Raw genomic sequence first — 23,759 nt, 5'->3', positions numbered from 1 at the left:
CTTCGGGTCCAAGGGCCGTTCTAACGCGCTGGTGCCGTCGCACCCCAGCCCCGTTCACGCCCGGCCCCTGACTGACCAACACCCGGGGCGAAGCTCTGTTGGGTCGCATACACCCGGCGCTGGGCAACCGGCCGGGCGGGGCTCGGCAGGCATGGCTTATGCCCTGGGAAGCGGATTCCTAGCCTTCCAGCATGAATGAAGAGCGCCAGCACAAATCCCTCTGGACGGTGACGACGCTTCCCCGGGACTTCCCCTCCCTGCCGGGCGACCTGGACGTGGACGTGGCCATCATCGGCGGGGGCATCGCGGGCCTGACGACCGCCTGGCTGCTCAAGCGCGCCGGCAAGAAGGTGGCCGTGCTGGAGATGCACCGCGTCCTCTCCGGCCAGACGGGACAGACGACCGCGCACCTCACGGAGCTGCTGGACACGCCGTACACCACGCTCCTGAAGGACTTCGGTGAGAAGGGCGCGCACCTGGCCGCGTCGTCCAGCCGCGCCGCCATTGAACAGATTGCGTCCCTGGTGGAGACGCTCGCCATCGACTGCGGCTTCACCCGCGTGCCGGGCTTCCGCTACGCGGAGACAGAGGCCGAGCTGCGCGACCTGTTGCACGAGGTGTCCGCGGCGCGGCAGGCCGGACTGCTGGCGTCCTACACGAAGGAGTTGCCGCTGCCCTTCCCGGTGAAGGGCGCGCTGCGCGTGGAGGACCAGGCGGTGTTCCACCCGCGGCAGTACCTGCTCGCGCTCGCGGACCGCATCCCCGGCGATGGCTGCCACCTCTTCGAGAACACCAAGGTCGTGGACATCCATGACGGCACGCCCTGCCGCGTCGTCACGGAGCTGGGCACCGTGACGGCGAAGGCGGTGGTGGAGGCCACCACCACGCCGCTCAACCGCGTGGCCATGCACACCAAGCTCTACCCGTACCGCACCTACGCGGTGGCGGCCCCGCTGGACGCACCGCTGGAGCCGGGCCAGTACTACGACAGCCGCGACCCGTATCACTACGTCCGCACGCAGCGGGTGGACGGCGTGTCCTTCGTCATCGTGGGCGGCGAGGACCACAAGGTCGGCAGCGAGGAGGACACCGCCGCGCGCTTCGCGGCGCTGGAGGCGTACACGCGCGACCGCTTCCCCGTGAAGCGCATCACGCACCGCTGGTCCGGCCAGGTCATCGAGTCCGCGGACGGCCTGCCCTATATCGGCCGCAACGTGGGCAGCCGCCACGTGTACGTGGCCACGGGCTTCTCTGGCACGGGCATGACGTTCGGCACGCTCGCGGGCATGGTGCTGTCGGACCTCATCCTCGGCAACCAGAACCCCTACGCCGCGCTGTACGACGCGGGCCGGGTGAAGCCCAAGGCCGGCGCCAAGGACTTCATCCAGGAGAACGCGGAGGTGGCCTTCCGCTTCGTCGCGGACCGGCTTGCCAGGCCGGACGGACACCACCTGGCGGACGTGGCGCCGGGCGAGGGAAAGATCCTGGAGGTGGATGGCCGCAAGGTGGCCGTCTACCGCGAGGAGAACGGCACGCCACACGCGGTGTCCCCGGTGTGCACGCACCTGGGCTGCCACGTGCACTGGAACAACGCGGAGCGCTCCTGGGACTGCCCCTGCCACGGCGGCCGCTTCAGCCCCACCGGGCGCGTGCTCAACGGCCCCGCGCTCAAGGACCTGCCGTCCGTGAAGCTGCCGATGAAGTGAGAAGTGCGTGCGGGTGGGCTTCCTTTCGGGCGGTCCCACCCCCATCTCTCTGCACATCCACTTTCATTCAGGGGGCAGGGAATGAACGCGTTGGAACTGATCAAGCAGCAGCACGAAGAGGTGTCCAAGCTCTTCAAGAAGTACGAGAAGCTGGCGGACCACGCGGACGACCAGCGCCAGGAGTTGTTCGAGCAGATCGCCGACCGGCTGGGCGCGCACGCGAAGATTGAAGAGCTGTACCTGTATCCGGCGATCAAGAAGGACGACACGGAGGACGAGCTGCGCGAGGCCGTGGAGGAGCACCTCGCCGTCAAGCGCCTCATCGCGGACCTGCTGGACATGGAGCCCTCCGACGAGGAGTTCGACGCGAAGATGAAGGTCCTCCAGGAGCAGGTGGAGCACCACGTCGAGGAGGAGGAGAAGGACCTCTTCAAGGCGGCGCGGAAGATCCTGACCAAGGATCAGCTGGAGGACCTGGGCATCCAGTTGGAGGAGGAATACGACTCCCTGATGGAGGGCGAGCCCCGCAACGACGTGCCCGAGGAGACGGAGCGGGCCGCGCCCATCTAGCGCGGCGCGTCCGAAGCAACACGGGGGTTGCGCGTGGCGTGGGGCCGGGCAGCATGCGGCCCATGCCGCGCGCTCCTGTTTCCACCCCTGTGTTGCTGCCGGATGCCTTCACGCCCGCCGCGCGCCGCGCCCTCGTGCGCGCGGACCCCATCCTGGGCACGCTCTTCAAGACGATTGGCCCGTTCCGCTTCGAGCGGTCCCCGCTGCACAGCCCCTTCGAGGCGCTGGCGCACTCCATCGTCTACCAGCAGCTCCACGGCCGCGCGGCGGCGACCATCTTCGGCCGCGTCTGCGAGCGGGTGGGGCAGGGCAAGGGCTTCACGCCCCAGAAGCTGCTCGCGCTCCCGGACGCCACGCTGCGCGAGGCCGGCCTGTCCGCGAACAAGCTGCTGGCCATCCAGGACCTGGCGCGCAAGACGGTGGACGGCACGGTGCCGCCGCTCGCGCGCGTGCGCCGCATGTCCGACGCGGACCTCATCGAGCACCTCACGCAGGTGCGCGGCATTGGCCAGTGGACCGTGGAGATGCTGCTCATCTTCCGCCTGGGCCGGCCGGACATCCTCCCCGTGGACGACTTCGGCGTGCGCAAGGGCTTCATGATGCTGCATGGCCTGAAGGAACAGCCCAAGCCCAAGGCGCTGCTGGCGTACGGCGAGCGCTGGCGCCCTTATCGCAGCGTGGTGAGCTGGTACCTGTGGCGGGCGGCGGACAAGCCCGTGGGCACCTTCGCACCGCCGGAGGGCGGCTAGCCGAGCAGGGGCCGGGAGCGCACCGTCCCTTGCCTTGGCGCGCGGGCGTCCTCACCCGTTAGGGACGGAGGAATCCCGCGCATGCGTGCACTCACCTACCAAGGTCCCTATCGCGTCCAGGTGGAGCAGAAGCCGGACCCGCGCATCGAGCATCCGCAGGACGTGGTCCTCAAGGTCACCCGCGCCGCCATCTGCGGTTCGGACCTGCACCTCTTGCACGGCCTGGTGCCGGACACGCGCGTGGGCTGCACCTTCGGCCACGAGTTCACCGGCGTGGTGGAGGAGGTGGGCAAGGAGGTGTCGCAGCTGAAGAAGGGCGACCGCGTGGTGGTGCCCTTCAACATCTCCTGCGGCACCTGCTTCTACTGCCAGCGCGGCCTCACCGGGAACTGCGAGAACAGCAACCCCGGCAGCGACGTGGCCTCCGGCGTCTACGGGTACTCGCACACCACGGGCGGCTTCGACGGCGGGCAGGCGGAGTACGTGCGCGTGCCCTTCGCGGACGTGGGGCCCATGAAGATTCCGGACGACATGGACGACGAGTCCGTCCTCTTCCTCTCCGACATCCTGCCCACCGGCTACCAGGCCGCGGAGATGGGCGAAATCAAGGGCGGCGAGACGGTCGTCGTCTTCGGCGCGGGCCCGGTGGGCCTCTTCGCGATGAAGTCCGCGTGGCTGATGGGCGCGGGCCGCGTGGTGGCGGTGGACCACGTGCCGTACCGCCTGGAGTTCGCGCGGAAGTTCGCCAACGTGGAGACGGTGAACTTCAAGGAGGTGGGCGACATCATCCTGCACCTGAAGGAGCTGTTCGACGGCCGCGGCCCGGACGTCTGCATCGACGCGGTGGGCATGGAGGCGGAAGGCTCGCGCGCGCACCGCGTGCTGGGCCTGGGACTGAAGCTGGAGGCCGGCGCGCCCACCGTCATCGAGTGGTGCATCAACTCCGTGCGCAAGGGCGGCAACGTCTCCATCATCGGCGTGTACGGGCCCCCGTGGAACTTCGTGCCCATTGGCACCGCGATGAACAAGGGCCTGACGCTGCGGATGAACCAGGCGAACACGCGCCGGTACATGCCGCACCTGCTGGAGCACATCCAGAAGGGCCGCATCGACGCGAAGAGCATCATCACCCACCGCTTCCCGCTGGAGCAGGCGCCGGACGCCTACCACCTGTTCGCGCAGAAGCAGGACGGGTGCGTGAAGTGCGTACTCATGCCGCACGGCCACGCCTGACAGACACCACTCGCCATTACAGGAGGCACGTCATGCCCCAGAAGACGACGCGGAAATCGAGCCGCGCGAAGAACGGCCACGCGAAGGCGCGGGCGAAAGCGAACCCCACTTCGGCCGTGGACCAGGACCCCGCCAACCGTCCGGGCGTCCCCATGGAGACGGCGCCGAAGCCGCTGGCGGGTGCTCGCGCGCCCATCGCGCTCCAGCACGCGGAGGTGCCGGTGTTCAAGCACGCCGGCCGCAAGCAGATGCCGCCCGTGTTCGGCACCGCCCAGCCTCCGAAGGGGCTGAGCGGCTTGCTGCGAAAAGCGGCCTACGCGAAGCCCGACCACAAGCCCGGCCACTGGATGTTGCTGATGCTGGCGGACCGGGTGGACGTCTGGGAGCACCGGCTGCGGAAGTCCCTTCCGTGGGCCGCTCCTTCCGCGGCGGTCCTCGTCGCAGGGGGCCTGATGTGGCGGGGCCGCCGGGCGTGAGCGGGGGCGCTTACGCGTCCCGGCCGTTGTAGGGGAAGGGCGTGACCGTGGACAGGTCCAGGCCGTCCAGGCAGCGCAGGTTGACGGCGAACATCTCCTTGCCGTCCGGGCCCTTGCCGGTGGCGTAGGACTCCACGCCGCAGGTGGGGCAGTGCAGGTGGTTGATGACCTTCTTGTTGAACTGGTAGGTCTGCACCACGTTCGCGCCGGAGAGGGACTTGAACTGCTCCGGCGGGACGAACGTCAGCACCGCGCCAATCTTGTGGCAGATGGAACAGTTGCAGCTCACCACCTGCGCCAGGTCCGTGGTCGCCTCGTAGCGGACCTGTCCACAGTGGCAGCCACCCGTATACGTCTTCATCTCCGCCATGGTGCTTCCTCCCGGTGCTGCGTGATGCCCGGGCCGGAAGCGCGCTTCCGCCCACCCGGTGCGTGTGACGCGCATCAATGAACGGAGGCGGCGGGGACCGCAAGCGCGCAGGTGACGTCCCGGCGCGCTTGCGGCGGTGCGTCACGTCAGTCCGCGTACGTCGTCACGGACATCATCCGCACGAAGCGGCGGTCCGTGCTCACCGCCGCGATGGCGAAGCCCTGCGTGTAGCTCGGCGCGCCGCACCCGCGGCAGCTCCAGCCCGTCCTGTAGAGCCGGTTGCTGTTGCGCGAAATCGCCGTGATGTAGGCCACCGCGCCCTCCACCTCGTCCACGTTGTAGCTGTACGCGCTGAGCTGCCCGATGAGCTCCCGCACGGTGATGGGCTCGAAGATGCTGGCCTGCGGACCGAAGGCGTTGCTGAACGCCTCGCCCAGCGTCTGCTGGTTGGCCACGCCCTGGCCGTTGGGGATGTAGCCCTCGTAGATGCGCGCGGAAGAGAACGAGCCGGTGGCGCCGAACAGCACCGCGGGCGTCTGGGCGACGGGGTACAGGTTCAGCGGGTAGCCCGTGAGGAGCGTGTCGTTCACCTCATGGAAGTCCGCGAAGTACTTCGCCGCGGTGCCCGTCATGGACTGCTGGAAGGGCGTGTCGCTGAGGCGGGTGGTGAGATAGGCGCGCTCGGCGCTGTCCACGCCATAGCCGACGTCGTTGAGGAACGCGTCCAGCGCGTTGCGGATCTCCGAGCGGAGGACGGTCGTGCCGCCGGGGCTGCTGGCGCTCTTCGCGGCGGTGATGCTCGCCTCGAAGGCGGGGATGCTGGTGGTGGAGTCAGCGAACGCCGGAGCGGAGAACAGCATCAGGGCGCCCACCAGCGACTTCATCGACAGGGTCTTCATGGAGAGCCTCTTCATTCAAGGGGGAGTACCGCGAGCGACGCGCTGGCCAGTACCACGCTCCCCTGACACATCCGGCGTGAGGTTCCGGTGACACGCGCGCTCGTGACACGCTCGTGAAAGAGCGTGTCGCGGGACTGGAATGTTTCAGGACGTCCGCTGTGCGGCGGTGCGTCGCATCAGTCGTTCCCGAAGTCCGCTGTCCACACGGAGACCATGCGCACGAAGCGGCGGTCCGTGCTCACCGCGGCGATGACGTAGCCCCGCGTGTTCCACGGCGAAAAGCTGCACCGGCGGCAGGTCCAGTCCGCGACGTACAGCCGGTTGCTGTTGCGCGAAATCTGCGTGATGTAGGCCACCGCGCCCTCCACCTCGTCCACGCTGGGGGTGCTGCCCTTGATGGAAGTGGTGCCAAGCCGCTCGATGAGCTCCTTCACGGTGATGGGCTGGAAGGGGCCGACGGGCGGCTCGAAGTAGGTGGTGAACGCGGTGCCCAGCGTGGCCTGGTTGGCGATGCCCTGGCCGTTGGGGATGTAGCCCTCCCGGATGTCCGCGTTGGACGCCAGCGGACCGGTGGCGCCAAACAGCGACGCGGCGGTGCCGGCGACGGAGCCCTGGTACAGCGGGTAGCTCGTGAAGGTCGCGTCGTTCAGCTCGTAGAAGTCCGCGTAGTACTTCGCCGCGGTGCCCGTCAGCGACTGCTGGAACGGCGTGTCGTTGAGGCGCGTGGTGAGGTAGGCGCGCTCGGCGCTGTCCACGCCCTGGGGGCCGCCGGTGTCGTAGATGAACGCCTCCATCGCGGTCCGGAGCTCCGAGCGGAGGATGGTCGCGCCACCGGGGCTCAAGGGGCCCTGCGCCGTGGAGATGCTCGCTTCAAAGGCAGGGATGCTGGTGGTGGACGAGGCGAAGGCCGCCGGAGCGGCGAACAGGGCCAGACCGCTCAGCAGCGACGTCATCGACAGGGTCTTCATGGGGACCTCTTCATTCGCGGCCCGTGTCACGGGCGCGCGTTCAAGGGGGGCACCGCGGACGACTCGGTGGCCAGTACCACGCTCCCCTGACAGCGCTCACGCGCGTGAATCAGCGTGTCGCGAGGCTGGAATGTTTCACGATGCGGGCTGCGGTGCCGCGGGCGTGGGCACGTTGCGGCGCAGGGGCGCGAGCAGCGCGAGGAACGCGGCGGACAGCGCGACGCCCAGGAGGAACATGTTCCCGTAGCCCAGGTTGCCGAACTTCGGATCCGCGAGCAGGCCCGCCAGTGGCCCCGCGGGCGCTTTGCCCGCGACCTCCACGCTGGCCAGCAGCGTGTAGTGCGTGGCGCCGATTCTCCGGTCCGTGCGCGACATCATGAACGCGAACATCACGGTGGTGAGCGCGCCGCCGAAGAACTCCTCGGTGAGCGTGACGCCCAGCACGCCCGCGTCGCTGACGCCCGCCTGCGTGAGCAGCCACCGCCCCGCGAGCGGCAACAGGCGCAGCGTTCCGGTGAGGGCCACCGCGCGCAGCAGCGGCAATCGCGCGGCGAGGAGCCCACCGCACGTGGACCCCAGGAGCGACGCGGCGGTGCCCCACGTGCCCACCCACAGGCCGATGCGCGCCGGTGTGAAGCCCGCGTCCACGAGGAAGGGCTTGTAGAGGACGTCGGACATCGTCTCGCCCAGCTTGTACGTGCCGATGAAGAGCAAGAGCCACCCGGTGCCCGGCACGGTGAGCGCGGACTTGATGCGGGCCCAGAGCGCGGGCCAGTCCAGCTTCGCGGACTCGGGGCCTTCGGCTTCGCGCGGAGGCGGCTCGCGCACGAAGAGGACGATGGTGAAGACGGTCAGGCACAGCGCCGACATGACGAGGAACAGCCCGGACCACCCGATGCTCGCGCTTGCCCACACCAGGAGACCGCCCCCGGTGAGCATGCCCAGCTTGTAGCCCACCACCTGCGCGGTGTTGCCCAGGCCCAGCTCCTCCGGACGCAGCAGGTCCACCGCCAGGCCGTCCACCGCGATGTCCTGCGTCGCGGCGAAGAGGTTCATCACGAAGATGAGGCTCAACAGCAGCGGCAGCGAGTCCTGCCCCGCCGCGAAGGCCGCCCCCGCGCATGCGAGGGCCAGGCCCGCCTGCATGGGGAGAATCCACGAACGCCTGCGCCCGATGCGCGCGGAGCCGTAGCGGTCCACCAGCGGGGCCCACAGCGCCTTGAGCATCCATGGCAGCGACAGCGCGCCCGCGAACCCCAGCGCTGCCAGAGACACGCCGCGCGTGCGCAGGTAGACGGGCAGCGCCGTCACCTGGAAGCCGAAAGGCAGCCCCTGCACGAAGTACAGCGCGCACAACAGCCACAGCCGGGACGGGATGCGTCGCATGGTCGTGGCGCGAGCATAGGCACGCCCCCTGGCCTGAGTCGTGGGCCTATACTCGCCGTTCCAGTCACTCCCAGGGAGTCGCATGTCGGAGCGAGCCGCAACCGAGTCGGGAATCATCGTCGTGGAGCTGTCCGCCGAGCACGAACTGGAGGCGGACCACGTGGACGCGGTGGTGGATGTGAAGGCGTCCTCGTTCTTCACCGGCAACGCGGCCTTCGCCAACGCGAAGGAGGTGGCCGCGCTGGTGCGCCTCATGGAGGACCTGGGCGTGCAGGCCTCGGCCTTCACCCTCCAGTCGGTGCAGGCGGAGACCCAGGAGGGGCTGCTCACGCGCTCCTCGTCCGCCCTCTACACGGTGCGCATCCGCCTGGTGGACATGGCCCGGGTGGGGGACGTGCTCGCCGCGCTGTCCGGCCTGAAGCAGGCGACGCTGCGCGAGCTCAAGTGGGGCTACACGCACGAGCCGGAGGCCCGGCAGGACTGGCTGGAGGCGCTGGCCCGCGAGTCGGTGAAGAAGGCGCGCCGCGTGGCCGCCGGGCTGGGCGTGACGGTGGCCGGGCTGCACCGATTCTCCGAGCGCACCTGGGAGTCGCGGGCCTTCGGGAACCACGGCGGCGCCTACGGAGGCGGGAACGAGGACGTGATGCCCATGGCCCCGTCGGGCAGCTACAGCGTGAAGCGGACGGCCTCGCTGGGCTTCCCCGTGTCCCACCGCAAGAAGGTGCACGTGATGGCCACCGCGGAGTTCCAGACGCACCCGGCCCCCGAGTCCTGAGTCGCTCGGGGCCGGAGCTTCGACTTCACGGCATGGCGCCGGGCGTGTGCTTGAGCACGAGCGACTCCAGCCGCAGGAGCGCCTTGTCCAGCGTCTCCCACGACGGGCCGAAGGACAGGCGCACGTAGTTGCGGAAGCGCGACGCCCGCGCGCGGCGCTTGCCGGGGTTCACGTCGAAGAACTCACCGGGCACGGTGATGACCTGGTGCTCCAGCGCGGCGCGGAAGAAGGCCATGCCGTCGTTGAGCGGCGCGGGCAGCCCGGACAAGTTGCCCCAGACGTAGAACGTCCCGTCCGGCGCGCGGTCCGTGCGGATGCCCAGCCGCTCCAGCCGGGAGTGGAACCGGTCCCGCTTCTCCCGGAACGTGTGGTGGATGGCGCGCGTCTCCGCCACCACCGCGTCCTCCTGGAGCAGCGGAATCGCCGCGCGCTGCAGGGGCCGGCTGCCGCCGCCGTCCAGGAAGCTGCCCGCGCTGGCGACCGTGTCGATGACCTGCCTGGGTCCCACCGTCCACGTCATGCGCCAGCCCGGGTAGCGCCAGTTCTTGGTGAGCCCGTCGAAGAGGATGACCGGGTCGCGGTTCACGTCCTCCACGTACCGGGCGGCGCTCTCCACCGGCAGCACGCCCGGGCGGCCCGTCCAGATGTAGTGCGAATAGAACTCGTCGATGAGCAGCGAGCACTCCAGCTCGCGCGCCACGCCCACCCACCGCGCCAGCTCCTCGCCCTGCACCAGCTTGCCGGTGGGGTTGCACGGGTTGGAGAAGAGCAGGGCGGACAGCCCGCGCCCCTGAATCTCCCGGCGCAGGTCGTCGTGCGTGAAGGCGTAGCCGCGCTCGCCCTCCAGCAGGATGGGGATGGCGGTGAAAGCCTTGAAGACGTCCAGCAGCTCTTCGTACGCGGTGTAGTCCGGGAGGAAGTGCCCCAGGTTCACGCTGCCCAGGCTCGCCGCGGCGCGGGTGAGGGCCGCGCGGCCGCCGCCGGACAGGCAGACGTTCTCCGCGCTGTACTGGCTGGACATCCCCTTGCGGTAGAGCCGGTTGTAGAGCCCCGCGATGGCCTCCCGTACCTCCCAGAGGCCCGCGACGGGGGCGTACTCCTGGTCCGCCATGTCCACCGTCACCGAGTGCACGCGCGACGGAGCACCGGGCAAATCCCCCGTCTCCGGCTGACCCTGGCCCAGGTTGCACCACTCCGGGTCACCGGGACGGTAGCCGCGGCGAGTGGCCTCGGCGGTGACGAAGATGACGCCCGTGCGGGGCACGGTGCGAAACGCATGCAGGGGGACGCTGTCGCTCACGGACTACACGCTAGCGCGCCCCCTGCTTCGGCGCAGCCCCTAGCCTTCCAGGGAGGCCCGGAGGAACCAGGCGTGCTTCTCGAACTCGGTGATGATGCCGGTGAAGAGGTCCACCGTGTCCGTGTCCTTGAGTCCTTCCACCGCCGTGCGGCTCTCACGCAGGCCGCCCAGGTACACCTCGATGCGCTCGGCCAGCAGCTTCACGTGCTCCAGGTCGCGCGAGGTCTCCTGCGGATATTCTGGCAGGCGGCTGTGCGTGCCCACGTGGCGGCTGGTGCCGTACGCGCGGCCGCCCAGCGTCACCGCGCGCTCCGCGATGGAGTCGTTGTGGTTGGCCAGGCTCACCGCGAACGTTTCGAACAGCGGGTGCAGCGCGGCGAACTGCGGGCCCTTGATGTTCCAGTGGGCGACCTTGATCTGCGAGTGCAGGTCCAACCCATCCGCGAGCCGCTCGTTGAGGGTGGCGGAGATGGCGGTGCGGGCCTGTTCGGACAGGGGACTCGGGCTCTTGTAGAGGGCCATGACGAACACGTTCCTTTCGGTGAAGGGTGGGACGTCGGAAGAGAAAAGACAGCGCCCCCCGGTGTCATCCACCGGAGGGCGCCAATCACAACTCAGAGATAACGACGAGGGGACTAGGACTCCAGTCCAACCGCCGCCGCGTGGATGACGCTCGCGATGCGGACCGCATCGTGCACGTGCTCCTCGCTCAGGCCGCCTTCCAGCACGACCTTCTCATGCGACTGGATGCACATCTCGCAGCCGTTGATGGCGCTGACCGCGAGGCAGACCAGCTCGAAGTCCACCTTGTTGGTCAGCACCTGGGCCAGCCGGTTCATCCGCAGCCCGGCCCGCTTGGTCGCGTACGACTCCTTCCCGATCATGTGACGGAACCGGTAGAAGACGTTGTTCATCGCCATCAGCGAGGCTGCGGCACGCGCGTCCTCGATGACCGGCGTGGCCTTGTCGCCCAGTGCCTGCCTGGCCTCGTTCAGCATGGCCTCCTTCAGCCGCTCGTTCCGGGCGGCGAAGGCGCATGCCACGGCCGTCCCCCAGCGCTGCTCGGGGGTGAGGGTCGTGCTCTCCAGGACCGCGGAGAGGTTGAGGCGGGTGTCCTTGTGGGCGTCCGCAAGCTCGCTGCGGACGACTTCGAGCGAAGCCATGGTGCCTTACCCCGCCTTCTGCAGCTTCGTGGTGAGCGTCTCCTCACCCTTCTGCCAGTTGCACGGGCACAGCTCGTCGGTCTGGAGCGCGTCCAGCGTGCGGACGGTCTCCTTGACGTTGCGGCCCACGGACAGGTCGTTCACGGACACGTGGCGGATGATGCCCTCGGGGTCCGCGATGAACGTGGCGCGCAGGGCCACGCCCTCTTCCTTGTGCAGGATGCCCAGCGCGCTGGACAGCTCGCGCTTGATGTCCGCCAGCATGGGGAAGGGCAGGTTCTTCAGGTCCGGGTGGTGCGTGCGCCACGCGTGGTGCACGAACTCGCTGTCGGTGGACAGGCCCAGCACCTGCGCGTCGCGGTCCTGGAAGTCCTTGTTGTGCTTGCCGAACTCCGCGATCTCCGTCGGGCAGATGAACGTGAAGTCCTTCGGCCACGCGAACAGGACGGTCCACTTGCCCTTGTACGTGTCGTTGGAGATGTCCTGGAACTCCTTGTTCTTCTCCAGGCTCACGGTGCCCTTCAGCTTGAAGTTCGGAAGCTTGTCGCCAACGGTCAGCATGGGATTCGACTCCTTGGGGATGGGGGGCGGGCCACCGTGGTCCACCCCAGAGGTGATGAGTTGCTACCGGGTAAAGCAGCCACCGTGCCAGCGCATCAACTGCCCTGATTCCAGGAGGTTACAGCTCCCCCTGAGATTCGCACCGGCGGGGCGGTGACGCCGGGCTGGTGAATAACGAAATCCCGGTGCCTTTCGCCACTGCAATTTCGGTGGGCCGCTATTATCGCTAACACATGCCGGATGAACTGATGGGGCGCCACCCGGAAGTGACGCAGGATGCTCGGGAGCTGGTCGAGCTGGCAACCACCGAAGAAGGGGTGGGAGAGCTGCTCCGTCGGGGATTGGACTGGGTGTCCCGCGTGGTGCCCTTCGACCTGGCCACGCTGTTCCTCCTCAAGGAGGGGCGGCTGGAGGCGGTGGCGGCGCGCGGCCCGCTCGCGAACCAGGCGGTGCGCAAGCATTCGCTGCAGCTGGCGGACTTCCCATCCCTGAAGCAGGCGCTGGAGACTCGGCGGGCACGGGCCTTCACGGAGGAGGACCACTCGCACGGGGATGGCGACCCGTTCGACGGGGTGTTGGACCTGCCCGCGGGGCACTCGTGCATGGTGGTTCCGCTGTGCGCGGGGGAGCGCTGCTACGGCGTGCTGACGCTGGACCGCGTGCAGTGTGAGACGTACGCGCAGCCGGTGGTGGACCTGGTGGAGGTCTACGGCCAGATGCTGGCGACCGCGCTCCAGGGCGCGGAGCAGCGCGCGACGGCGGAGCGGCTGCACCGTCAGGACCACGAGCACGCGAAGCTCTTGGAGTCGCAGCTGGGCGGGGACTCCGAAGGCATCCTGGAGACGTCCCTGAGTCCGGTGATGCGCGACCTGTCCTTGCGCGCGCGTCAGGTGGCGGAGACGGACACGCCCGTGCTGATTACCGGTGAAACGGGCACGGGCAAGGAGCGGCTGGCGCGGGCCATCCACCGCTGGAGCGCGCGGGCGGATCAGCCCTTCGTGTCGCTCAACTGCGCGGCCATTCCCGCGGGCCTGCTGGAGAGCGAGCTGTTCGGCCACGTGAAGGGAGCCTTCACCGGCGCGAACCGCGACCGGGCGGGCCGCTTCCAGATGGCGCACGGAGGCACGCTGCTCCTGGATGAGATTGGCGAACTGCCGGTGGAGCTGCAGGCGAAGCTGCTGCGCGCGCTCCAGGAGAAGTCGTTCGAGCCCGTGGGCAGTGACAAGACGGTGCGGGCGGACGTGCGCATCCTCGCGGCGACGCACGTGGACCTGCACCAGGCCATCGCGCAGAAGCGCTTCCGCGAGGACCTCTTCTATCGTCTGAGCGTCTTCCCCTTGAGGCTGCCGCCCCTGCGCGAGCGGCGCGAGGACCTGCCGCAGCTCACCGCGTTCCTCCTGGAGGAGCAGGCGAAGCGCACGGGCCGGCGGGGCATGCGGGTGACGGCGTCAGGGCTGACGCGGCTGGCGTCCTACGACTGGCCGGGCAACCTGCGCGAGCTGGCGAACGCGCTGGAGCGCGCCACCATCCTCACGCGCGGCCAGGAGCTGACGGCGCAGTCCTTCGACCTGGCGAACGGCGAGCGCGCGCGGGAGGTGCCGGGCCCGGTGTCGGTGGAGGAGACCCCGGCGCCGCTGCCCGCGGGGGCGAAGGTGGCCACGCTGGCGGCGGTGCAGCGCGAGCACATCCTGCGCGTGCTCACGCTCACCCGGGGCCGCGTCTATGGTGAAGGCGGCGCGGCGGCGCTGCTGGGGCTCAAGCCGTCCACGCTGCAGAGCCGGATGAAGAAGCTGGGCATCGAGCGGCTGGAGGGCTTCACCGCCGCCGAGGACGCGTGACGGTGTGGTGGAATGTGAACGCCACCGTCATTCACGATCACCATTGCAAGATGATGGAAGCATCTACGTCAGTGGAGGACGTCTGCCGCGCCGCGCAACACGTAGAGAACCGCTAGGGGCTGTCCCTGATTAACGCAGCCAGAGAAGCATGGAGGCGACGTGCAGGACGGCGAGGTAGCAGGTCTCTGTCTTGTCGTAACGGGTGGCAGCGGCGCGAAAGCATTTGAGGTCGTGGAGGAAGCACTCCACCCGGTAGCGCAGCCGGTAGAGGGTTCGGTCCAGAGGTGGAGCCTGCTTCCGGCTGGGATGGGGATGGATGACGGGCTTCATCCCCACCTTCTGGGCGTTGGCGCGAATGCGCTCGGCGTCATAGGCGGTGTCCGCGATGAAGGCGTCGCCTTCGGCGTGCACCAGCAGTTCCTCGGCCATCGTGGACTCATGCTGCTGTCCGGCCGTCAGCGCGAGGTGGAGCGGCTTACCGCCCGTCGTTGTGACGGCGTGAACCTTCGTCGAAAAACCTCCTCGAGAACGCCCCAGAGCATTGCTTCGGACCCCCCTTTTCCGCCCGAGGCGTCCTGATGCGCCCGGACGACGGAGGCGTCTGCCAGCGAGCCGAGCTCATCCTCAGGAAGTCGCAGGGCCTTGAAGATGGTAACCGTCCGGCCAATGACGTGTCGGCGAGCTTGAAGGCAAGCCTCGGCCGTGCTCGGCGGGCACCGCGAGTCCCAGCGGGGAGAGATGCCGTGGTGAGGTGGCGTCAGGAAGAGTCGGCGGCGCGCAGATGCTTCCATTCGTGCGGCAGCAGCTCGCCGATGCGCGCATGCGGGTGTGTCTGGACGCGCAGCAGCACGTCGGCGAGGTACGTCTCGGGATTGACGCCGTTGGCCTCGCAGGTGGCGACGAGGGCGTAGAGGCCTGCGAGGTTCTGCCCCGCGGCCTCGTGGCCGACGAAGAGAAAGTTCTTCCTTCCCAGGGCCGCTTTGCGCAGCGCCGCCTCGCTGCGGTTGTTGTCCAAGGGCAGGCGCTCATCGGAGACGAATCGCGTGAGGGCGTCCCACTGTTTTCGGGCGTAGGAGAGAGCCTGCCCCAGCGGCCCCTTCGGTAGGTGGAGCGGGGTCTGTTTCTCCAGCCAGGTGCGCAGCGCGGCGAGGACAGGTGCGCTGAGCTGCATTCGCAGCTCGCGGTGGGCGTCGGTCCGCACGAGGCCCGCATCGCGGGCCTGCGCCTCCACGCGGTAGAGGGCGAGGATGAAGTCCAGGGCCTCACGGGCCTCGGGCGCGGTGGGCAGCGCCTCGAAGAAGCGGCGGCGCACGTGGGCCCAGCAGCCCACACGCACGCGGCCTTCGGGCAGCGTCACCGCATTGTAGCCCGTGTACGCATCCACCACGAGGGCGCCCCGGGTGCCGCCCAAGACGTCCGTGGGCGTCTTGCCCGCTCGGCCCAGGCTGAAGCGATAGCCCAGCAGCCACTCGCCCTGCTGCGTCTGGGCGAGGAAAGTCCAGAGGTAGCCTTGCTTTGTCTTCTTCACGTCCAGCACGCGCATGGGCGTCTCGTCGGCCCACACCACCTCGGCGGCCGCAATGACTTGCAGGAGGTGCGACGAGAGCGGCAGGAGCACCGAAGCGGCCTGGTGGAAGAGGTCCGTCAGCGTGCTGCGACTCATGGGCACACTGGCTCTTTCAATCCGCTGCGCCAGCCGGTGCAGAGGCATGGCATCGGCGCACTTGGACGTCACCACGTGCGCCAGGAAGCCCGGGCCGTACTCGCCCCTGTCCACCACCTTGGCGGGCACGGGGGCCGTCACCACGCCCTGGCCGCAGGCGCACGCGAGGACTTCCTGCACGTGCACCTGGCGCTCGAAGAAGGCGGGTACGTACTCGTACACCACCGAGGTGCGGCCCGCGCCCAGCGGCTTCAAGTCCTCGCTGCCGCACGAGGGACAGCGCCGGGCCGCGGGTGGCACCAGATGCCGGACTTCGCGACTGGGGGCCTCCTCGGCCCTGTGGGCCGCACGCTCGCGCCGTGTCCGCAGGGCCGCCTCGTCCCGCGCTGCTTTCGACGCGGGGCTCGCCGCGGCCTGGCGCAGCTCGCTGGCGACGGACGGCATCCGCTCGGTTTTGCGGCCGAAGACGTGGCGTTGCAGCGCCGCCATCTGCCCTTTGAGGGTGTCCAGCTCTCCGCCGATTCGGCCCACCTCGGCTTTGAGTTCCTCGGCTTCTTCCCGCCAGGGGCAGAAGTGGTTCTGGGGCAGCACGCGAGGCACTCTCGAATAACGGCCCGTCCCGGTGTCCCCAGTCCGTCTCAGCTGCCCGTGCGCCCGGGAGGCGTCCAGGCGGGTTGCCGCTTCACCTGGGCCACGTCGATGCCGTCCAGCAGCATCGCCAATTGCGTGGCGTCCAGCTCCACGCACGTCGCTTCCTCCTCCACGCGGGGCAGGCGGAATCTTCCCGTCTCCAGCCGTTTGTAGAGCAGCACGAAGCCGCCCCGACTCCACGTCAGCACCTTGATGCGGTCGCCCCGCCGCGAGACGAAGGCGAAGAGGTGCCCCGAGTAGACGTCCTCGCCCCACGCCGTGCGCACCAAGGCCATCAATCCGTCGATGGACTTGCGCATGTCCACCGGCTCCGTCGCCAGCACCACGCGCACCGACGCAGGCAGAGAGAACACCGCCTCACCGCCCCAGCGCCGCGACGAGAAGCGCCACGTACGTTACGTCGGTGCCCACGACGAATCTCACTCGCGCTCCGCCCGCGGCCACCACTTCCAGCACCGACGCCTCATCGGCGACAGGCTCAGCCACCTGCACCGGCAACAGCCGCACCGGCTCGGCGTGTGACGACGCGGCCCGTCGGCTTCGGTACACCCACGACTGCAACGTGCTCAGCTTCACGCCGCGCTGCTGTGCGAACTGCCGCTGCGTCAAACCGCTGGCCTCGAACGCTTCCGCGACGCGCGCCCACTCCGGCTTCTCCACCTGCTTCGCCATGCATGGAAGCGTCCGCTGTGCGCCGCGCCCCCGGCAATCCCTCACGGCACGTCGTTGGCCGGACGGTTACTGAAGATGGCTTCCCAGCGCCCAGCTTGCGCCCAGCGGTGGAAGCGGTTGTAGACGGTCTTCCAATGGCCGAATCGCTCCGGAAGGTCCCGCCATTGCACCCCTGTCTTCACGCGCCAGATGACGGCGTTGATGAAGTCGCGGTCCCCTCGCTTCGAGGGTGGGCCGCTACGCGAGCCCAGCAAGGGCTTGATGCGGCTCCACTCGGCATCGCTCAGTTCATGTCGGCGCACAGCCAGCGTTGATCATGTCTGACTCTGGCTGGCAACCTCATATGCCCCTCAAGGCCGGGTCCAACGCCGGTGTTTGATCCACCAAGTTGAATTTCGGGCCGGAGATCAGGGACAGCTCCTAGCGTACCTTGCCGCGCAGCGCATCGTGCACGCGCTTCCAAGTGCCGTCCTTCTTCCACAGCCGGAAGTAGTGGTAGACGCTTTGCCAGTCGGGCAGGTCGTGCGGCAGAAAGCGCCATTGCACGCCCGTCCGCGTCACGTAGAGGATGGCATTCACCACTTCGCGGCGCGGGTGCACTTGGTCCTTGGGTCCACCTCCCACGGGCCCAACGAACGGCTCAATGTGCGCCCACTGTTCGTCCGTCAGGTCGCTCGGATACGGCGTGCGCGTGGGCATTGGCAGGTCGGCCATCTTGTTCCTTCAACGCCCTGGCCCGCTCGCTCCATTTCAACAGGCTCTAAGTTCCTATAGGCTCTATGCTGCACCAGAGACCCAACCAACTGGATTCATTCAAATGATTAACGCAAAGCGCGCTAGCGACTCCCTTGCGAAGAACCTCGCAACAGACGCCGACATTATAAAGGAATTCGCAACTGCCATTGCATTCCCAACCGTTCTTTTGGCGTTAACAACCCCCACCCCTCTAGCCATCGGCTCAGCATTGCTTGCGGCCGCAGCGGCTGGTGTCAAGTCTTTCTCGAAAGTCTTGGAGCGATTGGAGCCAGAAAAGGCCGGGAGCCTTCCACTTGAAACCACATACGAGCGTTTTAGGTTGGCATATTATACGCTCGTGCAGAGAACTATTGTTGAGTCCATTGCTAAGAATCAAGAGCTTTCCAAGGCGTTGCATGGGTTGTCTGGCTTGGCGCTGGACTTCAGGGGGGTAGAGCAGTTCACGCGCACTGTGTCTGAAAGAGCTGCAGCCATTGGAGAGGCAGAGTTACGGTTCCATTACACGGTCGCACCAACGGACAAGCAGTTAGCTCTCTATGGTGCGTATCAAGAATGGCTGTCGTCCACACTCGAGTGCCTAAACATTCAAGAAGCCTCAAAGTTGGCTGGGGCAGTAATGGCGGAAGCTCGAGAGCGATTTCGCGTCTCGTTGGCGAAATCCGATCCGCTGGCGACATGGATGAGAAACTACCTTGCCTTGGAGCAAGAAAGCCAAACTAGCGAATCAATCCTGAGTCAATTGACAGCCATCGGAAAAGCCTTGGAGGGATGGAAGTCGGAAGTCACTCAGGCGGATTTTCGCCCAGCTAGATGGCAAAGGTATCGAAATTATCTTCGTGCGCTTCCAGATCAAAAAGATACCATGTATAACGAGGATTTTGGTGTTAGCCGAGTGTTTGTGGCTCCTCGGGTCCGATACCATCGCGCGGGCCTGTTGGGCACAGCAGATACTCCTGAAATAGTTCCAGATGTTGGTCGACTGATTGGCGCTCTCGTAAGCACTCGGCTGGAAGAAACAGACCTCATTATTTTGAGCGGTGGCCCTGGATCTGGTAAGTCGACTCTTTGCCGGATGATTGCAAGTGAGTTGGCACGCGATTCCAATATGCATCCCGTCTTTCTCCGCCTTCGCCGCCAAAGGGAAGGCGCAGATGTGACAGCATTCATCGAAGAGCACCTTGTTGCCGAAGATGCAATCAGCAAGCTCTCCGACCTGCATGCCGTGCCCAATCTAATCTTGATCATGGACGGTTTTGACGAACTGGTCATGGCCAGTAAGACAAAGCTCAAAACGTTCTTTGCATCGCTTTTGGACGCAGCCAGTCACGGGCCTTTGCGTAACGCAAAATTCATCATATCGGGTCGGGATACCTTGTTTCCTGGAGGAACGGGCTTGCCGCGCGGCTCTCATGTGCTCACCGTTCTTCCATTCGACAAAGAACGTGTCACGGCATGGGGCAGTCGATGGCGGACTGTGTTTTCGTCTGGATTGGGCGCTTCGTTCTACCCGGAGGCAATGCTTGATTCGTCGGAGAGGAAGACGAACTCACAAGGAGCGCTCCATCAGCTCGCCACTTGGCCTCTGACCTTGCATCTCATCGCGCAGCTCCACACAGCCGGCCGCATGTCAGTGGGAGATCCTAAAGCTAAAATCATTGAAAAGGCATATCTATATCGTTCAATACTTGCGGAGACCTCGCGTCGCCAAACGACCCAGACCGTCGGCCGAGGTTGGCTTGAGCCAGAGGCAATGCGGAAATTTCTGCGTGCAATTGCCTGGGAAATGTACATCCGCACAACAGACACCCTTGAGGTTGAGACCGTCGTTCCTATTGTGCGCAAGCTTTTTCCGAAGCACGAGGAGGTAATGCTAAGTGAGCTCACGGAGGTGGCAGTTGTAAATGCTCCTGAGATCAAGAAAGGGGAGGAGACGGGATTTGAGTTTGTTCATAAGAGTTTTGCTGAATTTCTTGTTGCGGAATCAATAGGACAGGACCTTGATGCGGTGGTGCATCGTGTCGAGGATGTTTCCGGAGGCGAGACTTGGCATCAATCAACAGAAGATGCGGCAAAGAGACTCTTGGCCTGTTTTGGTCCTCGACTCTTGCCGGTCGAAGTAGAGGACATGTTGCGTCCAATGTTGGGTGGTTTTCGGTACTTCATGCGTGGCGAGAATGTCGACGACCAGCCTGACCGCCAACTGTTTTTGCCAGGACTAAGTAATATACTCAATCGCACGCAGGAGATATATAGACTCGTTATCGAAGGCAGACTGCTGTCTCTGTATGAAGAGGCGCATCAGAAGTTTCGGTATGGGCGGAATTCATTGGAGGTAGGAGCCAATCTTGCCGCATCTGTGGTGTTGATTGGTTCAACTGCGGCCGAACGTCTACGCGAGACAACTGTTGAAGACTCTCTAAGGTCAGTTTCGTTCATGCTTGAGCCGGTGGATGGAGGGATGTGGCGGTGGCTATTTCTGATGTCTGCCGGTGGGGTCCAAGTTGACGAAGGTCTTGCTCGTCGTCTCTTTAAATGCACACGGCTCCCCAAGAAAAATGGAATCGCGGCTGGGAGAGATTTTGGCCTTCCAGTTCAGCTCGGTCTTCTTTCTGGTATCGAAGGCTATGAAAGCAATCTTATCCAGGAGATAAAGGCGGCCAGGGATATTGCTTTCACGCTTACGTCTCGCGCTGCGCTGCTTTGCACGCTGCTTGCAGTTGTTGACTCCGGCGTCGTCTCTGAACAAGAAGGCCAAGCAGGCAGGCCTGGTGTCAATTCGCGCCGCCGAAGGCTTCCCTCAACCTCGCATTTCGCCGGGCATCTTATGGATAGAGTTCGAGAAGTGTTTGAGCGGCTGCTGCATCGTTTGGCGGAGGCCGGGATGGTTTCGCAAGAAGAAAACGGTCGCTACCCTCGGATGAAAATAATGAATTACGATCATTTTCTCGACGACCTCAAAGAAGAACTTGCGCTCAAGGGTGTGGAGATTGATGATCTCATTACCTCGATCTCTTCGAGCCTATGCCTACGTGAGCCCGAGGTGCTTCGCGACACCGGCAGAGAGTTGATAGCCGCAACAAATGAGAAGTCTCGCTTCATTGATGCGCTATTGAAAGACGTATATAGACGCAATCGCCGCAGTGGTCCGGGTCGCAGAGCTCCTCGCAAGAACGACCAGGACTAACGCTGGGAACAGTTGAGTTGAAGGACGGTGAGGTAGTGGCGGAACCAAGCTGCGAGCTTTGCGAGCTGAGTGGCCGCGCGTAGATGCCTCATCGTCCGCACCAGTTCTCGATGGCCCGAAGAGCAATTCGGCGAAGCTGGCGCTTCAGGTCCGCCCACTACAGCTCGATGGCCTTGAAGTCAGGGCTATAGGTGGGCAGGTACACCACGCAGGTTCCGACCGCCTTGCTCTCACTGTGTACCTTGTGGGCGCCAAGGCGCTGGCGGACGAAGCGGGCGAAAATGCGCCCATTGATGGCCCCTCGATGGGGCCTCAACTTGGGCGTGCACCCCAAGCGGATGGCGCCTACCAACGTCAAGGTCGTCTAGCGCCCCCAGGGCGCACGCCTCGGGCGCGTTTGCTTACCGGAACCCAACCGTACTCGCGCGCCATGGATGTACCGCAGAAGGACTCGTCGAGAAAGCCGAGTCGCCGCACGTCCACGGTGCTCAGGAGCACGGTGAGGACGCACCTGCGCCAGATGTTTGGCGGCGCGTCGCATTCGCAGGCGGCGAAGGACTTTTTTGTGTGAGAAGCCCAGTCGATGCAGGGCCCTTTGCATGGCGGGCCGAACGGTGGCGATGCCCGTGCGGGCCGTCAATTCCGCCATCAGCTTACGTACCGTCGCGTCCGGCTTTTGGGCCACCAGCCGCTTAATCTCGGTAGCCACCTTTCCCAGAATGGGCGAGAAGTTGCCGTCGCCTTTCGGCGGCGGCACGGGACGACGTCTCCTGTCTCTCAGTGCAACCGCAGGACGCGGCTGATCGTCACCATGCAACGCCTATCAGGTGGGCAATCTGCGCGTACGATAGGCCCTCGTCCTGGATGGCCCGACGTAGTTTCTCCGGAGTGGGATGCCCTTTGCTCATCCCTGGAGAAGATTAATCCTCGACGAAAACGTCAAACGAGCCCTGGGTTAATGCCAGCGGCTGTCCTCGCGGGCCTCGCGGCGGTCCTCGCGCGTCTCCTGGCGGTTCTGCGCCGTCTCGGTGCGGGCGAGCTGGACCAGGTCGGCGATGAGCATGCGCTTGCGGCTGAGGCTGCCGCTGTCCATCCGGCCGTAGAGGTTGTTGAGCTCCTGGGAGATGGAGCGCGTCTGCTGCAGGGCACGGGACTCCTGGCGGGCGTCGCGCACGTCGTCGCGGTGGTCCTTGCGGTCGTCGTAGCGGTTGCCGTCGTGGCGCACCTCGCGGGCGCTGGAGCGGGCCTCCTGCTTGTCCTGGGACAGCTCGCGGCGGGTCTCGTTCAGCTCCGACGACACGTAGCGGCGCAGGTCCTCTTCCACCTGGAGCAGGTCGCGGCGCGCGGCGCGGCCACGGGCGGAGTCGTAGCGGGAGAGCAGCGACTCCACCTGGCGCAGGTCCTGATGATCATCGCGGGTCTCGCGCGCGTCCTGCCTCAGCTCCTGACGGTCACGGGACTGCTCGTGGTTGTTGCCGCGGGGACCGCCTGCGTGAGCCAGTGCCGGGAGGGACAGCGCCATCGTTGCCAGCAGCCATTTCGACTTCGACATGGGGGGCTCCATCAAGTGCGTCGGATGCCTTGATGGACGCAGTCCGCCGCTGAGAATTCACGGCGGCGAACAATCTCCCATGGGTGGGAGCAGGGACTACGACACCGCGGGTGCGACCGGGCGCGGCTTGGACGGCGCCACGGGGTAGTGGGCCTCCTTGCCGAAGGGCTGGTCGAAGAGGTGCGGATCCGACTGGCGCGAACGGAAGAGGTCCACGATGTAGTTCATCCGCTGGTCCAGCTTGCTCCAGTCCTTCGCGGCGGTGCCCGTGAGGCTGTCGGGCGTCTTGTCCAGCCGGCCCAGGAGCTCCTTCAGCTTCGGATCCTCGATGGTGCGCAGGTGCGGCGGGAAGAGCGTGGACTCCATTCCGGCGGGGGGCGGCAAGTCGTTGCCCAGCTTCAGCGCGCCGCCGGGCACCGCGAGCTTCATCATGTGCTCGGTGGCGATGCCCCGGAACACTCCGGCCAGCTTGTCCACCAGCGGGTTGACGACGAGGTCCACCGCGCCCGTCTTGATGGCGGCCTTGGCGGCGAGGTTGGCGGGGAAGGGCAGGGCGTTGGCGCCCGCCTCGATGCTCTTCTTGAGGATGTTGGCGAAGATCTCCTTCACCGGGGCGTTGAGCGCCTTCTCCACGAAGCCCTGGAGCTGGGTCTGCTCATGCAGGCCCACGGTGTCGTTGGCCCGGAGCATCATCTCGGCCTTCTTGTTCGGGTCCTTCTCGAACATGACCTGCGCGTAGGTGCCGAAGGCTTCCTTGAGCAGCGGCTTGTCCGAGGGGAAGCCATCCAGGTACTGCTGGAGCTTCGCGGGGTCCAGCTGGGTGTCACCCTGGAAGGTCTCCACGAAGCGGGCGAACTCGTGGCCCACCTCCTTGAAGACGAACTGGTTGCCGTCGCCAATGGCCTTGCTGACGGTGTTGAGCGCGTCCGCGCCGGCCTTGGCGATGTCGCCGGTGGGCATGGCGGGCAGGCCCAGCTTGCGCAGCAGGTCGTCCACCTTGGACATGGCCTCGCCCACGACTCCGCCGCCCTTGAGGGCGTCCACGAAGGGCTTGGGCATGTCCTCCTGGCGGATGCTCACGCCGGCCTGCTTCGAGGCCCAGGTGGCGAAGGTGGACCAGTTGGCGTTCTCCTTGCCCAGGAGCGTGCCCATGGCGTCGGACAGGTCGTGGTAGCCCTGGGTGATGGCCAGGTTGCGCGCGACGGGGTCCTGCATCGCGGCGATGTTCGCCATGTCCGCGGCGGTGGGGTAGCTGCCCGGCGTGGGGCGCGGGCCGCCCTGCTGGGG

At 66.3% G+C, this 23,759-nt stretch carries 23 protein-coding genes and 1 pseudogene; 8 read left to right on the top strand and 16 right to left on the bottom strand.

Going from position 1 to position 23,759, the window contains the following annotated elements; all coding sequences use genetic code 11:
* Window positions 1–191 precede the first annotated feature (191 nt).
* The 5 genes from D7Y11_RS20590 (at window position 192) to D7Y11_RS20570 (ending at window position 4,734) form a co-directional block, all read left to right on the top strand.
* Complete coding sequence (locus tag D7Y11_RS20590) at window positions 192–1,706, top strand: FAD-dependent oxidoreductase (protein ID WP_126934554.1); 1,515 nt, start codon at window positions 192–194, stop codon at window positions 1,704–1,706.
* 81 nt (window positions 1,707–1,787) lie between these two features.
* Window positions 1,788–2,276, top strand: coding sequence for a hemerythrin domain-containing protein (locus tag D7Y11_RS20585; protein WP_120577991.1), 489 nt, complete (start codon window positions 1,788–1,790; stop codon window positions 2,274–2,276).
* 53 nt (window positions 2,277–2,329) lie between these two features.
* A complete protein-coding gene (locus tag D7Y11_RS20580) occupies window positions 2,330–3,025 on the top strand; it encodes a DNA-3-methyladenine glycosylase (protein WP_199753753.1) in 696 nt (231 codons plus the stop codon).
* Between the two features lie 81 nt (window positions 3,026–3,106).
* Window positions 3,107–4,258 carry a zinc-dependent alcohol dehydrogenase gene (locus tag D7Y11_RS20575; RefSeq protein WP_121754442.1) on the top strand — a complete coding sequence of 384 codons (1,152 nt, stop codon included), beginning with the start codon at window positions 3,107–3,109 and terminating at the stop codon, window positions 4,256–4,258.
* Between the two features lie 32 nt (window positions 4,259–4,290).
* The gene (locus D7Y11_RS20570) at window positions 4,291–4,734 is read left to right on the top strand and encodes a hypothetical protein (protein WP_121754443.1); all 444 of its coding nucleotides are present in this window, start codon (window positions 4,291–4,293) and stop codon (window positions 4,732–4,734) included.
* Window positions 4,735–4,744: 10 nt separating this feature from the next.
* On the opposite strand, the gene D7Y11_RS20565 is transcribed toward D7Y11_RS20570, so the two are convergent.
* From D7Y11_RS20565 to D7Y11_RS20550, 4 genes are all read right to left on the bottom strand, one after another.
* Window positions 4,745–5,104, bottom strand: coding sequence for a GFA family protein (locus D7Y11_RS20565; RefSeq protein WP_120577988.1), 360 nt, complete (start codon window positions 5,102–5,104; stop codon window positions 4,745–4,747).
* A gap of 146 nt (window positions 5,105–5,250) precedes the next feature.
* Window positions 5,251–6,003 carry a hypothetical protein gene (locus tag D7Y11_RS20560; RefSeq protein WP_121754444.1) on the bottom strand — a complete coding sequence of 251 codons (753 nt, stop codon included), beginning with the start codon at window positions 6,001–6,003 and terminating at the stop codon, window positions 5,251–5,253.
* Between the two features lie 176 nt (window positions 6,004–6,179).
* Entirely contained in the window at window positions 6,180–6,971 is a 792-nt protein-coding gene (locus D7Y11_RS20555; RefSeq protein ID WP_120577986.1) for a hypothetical protein, read from the bottom strand.
* 135 nt (window positions 6,972–7,106) lie between these two features.
* Window positions 7,107–8,357 (bottom strand): MFS transporter, encoded by a 1,251-nt coding sequence (locus tag D7Y11_RS20550; RefSeq protein WP_120577985.1) that lies wholly within the window; start codon window positions 8,355–8,357, stop codon window positions 7,107–7,109.
* An 82-nt stretch (window positions 8,358–8,439) separates the two neighbouring features.
* Between D7Y11_RS20550 and D7Y11_RS20545 the strand changes: the two genes are divergently transcribed.
* Window positions 8,440–9,132, top strand: coding sequence for an SIMPL domain-containing protein (locus tag D7Y11_RS20545; RefSeq protein ID WP_126934553.1), 693 nt, complete (start codon window positions 8,440–8,442; stop codon window positions 9,130–9,132).
* A 25-nt stretch (window positions 9,133–9,157) separates the two neighbouring features.
* On the opposite strand, the gene D7Y11_RS20540 is transcribed toward D7Y11_RS20545, so the two are convergent.
* The 4 genes from D7Y11_RS20540 to D7Y11_RS20525 all read right to left on the bottom strand — a co-directional run bounded on the left by D7Y11_RS20540 (window position 9,158) and on the right by D7Y11_RS20525 (window position 12,156).
* Window positions 9,158–10,432 carry a pyridoxal phosphate-dependent aminotransferase gene (locus D7Y11_RS20540; RefSeq protein ID WP_120577983.1) on the bottom strand — a complete coding sequence of 425 codons (1,275 nt, stop codon included), beginning with the start codon at window positions 10,430–10,432 and terminating at the stop codon, window positions 9,158–9,160.
* Window positions 10,433–10,471: 39 nt separating this feature from the next.
* The gene (gene dps, locus D7Y11_RS20535; RefSeq protein WP_120577982.1) at window positions 10,472–10,954 is read right to left on the bottom strand and encodes a DNA starvation/stationary phase protection protein Dps; all 483 of its coding nucleotides are present in this window, start codon (window positions 10,952–10,954) and stop codon (window positions 10,472–10,474) included.
* Window positions 10,955–11,067: 113 nt separating this feature from the next.
* Window positions 11,068–11,595 (bottom strand): carboxymuconolactone decarboxylase family protein, encoded by a 528-nt coding sequence (locus D7Y11_RS20530; RefSeq protein ID WP_126934552.1) that lies wholly within the window; start codon window positions 11,593–11,595, stop codon window positions 11,068–11,070.
* Window positions 11,596–11,601: 6 nt separating this feature from the next.
* Window positions 11,602–12,156, bottom strand: a complete 555-nt coding sequence (locus D7Y11_RS20525) for a peroxiredoxin (protein ID WP_120557013.1) — start codon at window positions 12,154–12,156, stop codon at window positions 11,602–11,604.
* A 233-nt stretch (window positions 12,157–12,389) separates the two neighbouring features.
* Between D7Y11_RS20525 and D7Y11_RS20520 the strand changes: the two genes are divergently transcribed.
* A complete protein-coding gene (locus tag D7Y11_RS20520; protein ID WP_233607343.1) occupies window positions 12,390–13,994 on the top strand; it encodes a sigma 54-interacting transcriptional regulator in 1,605 nt (534 codons plus the stop codon).
* Between the two features lie 129 nt (window positions 13,995–14,123).
* On the opposite strand, the pseudogene D7Y11_RS20515 reads toward D7Y11_RS20520, so the two are convergent.
* The 6 genes and pseudogenes from D7Y11_RS20515 to D7Y11_RS20490 form a co-directional block, all read right to left on the bottom strand.
* Window positions 14,124–14,546, bottom strand: a pseudogene (locus D7Y11_RS20515) (IS5 family transposase); the annotation flags it as partial.
* 205 nt (window positions 14,547–14,751) lie between these two features.
* Window positions 14,752–16,245 carry an IS66 family transposase gene (locus tag D7Y11_RS20510; protein ID WP_126934562.1) on the bottom strand — a complete coding sequence of 498 codons (1,494 nt, stop codon included), beginning with the start codon at window positions 16,243–16,245 and terminating at the stop codon, window positions 14,752–14,754.
* A gap of 50 nt (window positions 16,246–16,295) precedes the next feature.
* Window positions 16,296–16,661, bottom strand: a complete 366-nt coding sequence (gene tnpB, locus D7Y11_RS20505; RefSeq protein WP_126934550.1) for an IS66 family insertion sequence element accessory protein TnpB — start codon at window positions 16,659–16,661, stop codon at window positions 16,296–16,298.
* 4 nt (window positions 16,662–16,665) lie between these two features.
* Window positions 16,666–16,980, bottom strand: a complete 315-nt coding sequence (locus D7Y11_RS20500) for a hypothetical protein (protein WP_126934549.1) — start codon at window positions 16,978–16,980, stop codon at window positions 16,666–16,668.
* 41 nt (window positions 16,981–17,021) lie between these two features.
* Window positions 17,022–17,282 (bottom strand): transposase, encoded by a 261-nt coding sequence (locus tag D7Y11_RS20495; protein ID WP_158641971.1) that lies wholly within the window; start codon window positions 17,280–17,282, stop codon window positions 17,022–17,024.
* 118 nt (window positions 17,283–17,400) lie between these two features.
* On the bottom strand, window positions 17,401–17,694 hold the full coding sequence (locus D7Y11_RS20490; protein ID WP_126934547.1) for a transposase: 294 nt from the start codon (window positions 17,692–17,694) through the stop codon (window positions 17,401–17,403).
* A 103-nt stretch (window positions 17,695–17,797) separates the two neighbouring features.
* Here D7Y11_RS20490 and D7Y11_RS20485 point away from each other — a divergent pair, with 103 nt between their 5' ends.
* Window positions 17,798–20,920, top strand: coding sequence for an NACHT domain-containing NTPase (locus tag D7Y11_RS20485; RefSeq protein ID WP_158641970.1), 3,123 nt, complete (start codon window positions 17,798–17,800; stop codon window positions 20,918–20,920).
* A 955-nt stretch (window positions 20,921–21,875) separates the two neighbouring features.
* Here the strand turns inward: D7Y11_RS20485 and D7Y11_RS20480 are convergent.
* Window positions 21,876–22,472 carry a hypothetical protein gene (locus D7Y11_RS20480; protein WP_126934545.1) on the bottom strand — a complete coding sequence of 199 codons (597 nt, stop codon included), beginning with the start codon at window positions 22,470–22,472 and terminating at the stop codon, window positions 21,876–21,878.
* A gap of 96 nt (window positions 22,473–22,568) precedes the next feature.
* The coding region (locus D7Y11_RS20475) for a hypothetical protein (RefSeq protein ID WP_126934544.1) at window positions 22,569–23,759 on the bottom strand (1,191 nt) is incomplete at its 5' end.

This window comes from Corallococcus sp. AB018, assembly GCF_003986945.1.
Classification (GTDB): domain Bacteria; phylum Myxococcota; class Myxococcia; order Myxococcales; family Myxococcaceae; genus Corallococcus; species Corallococcus exiguus.
The sequence above is the reverse complement of the archived record's forward strand: the minus strand, read 5'-3'. Positions and strand labels throughout refer to the sequence as shown.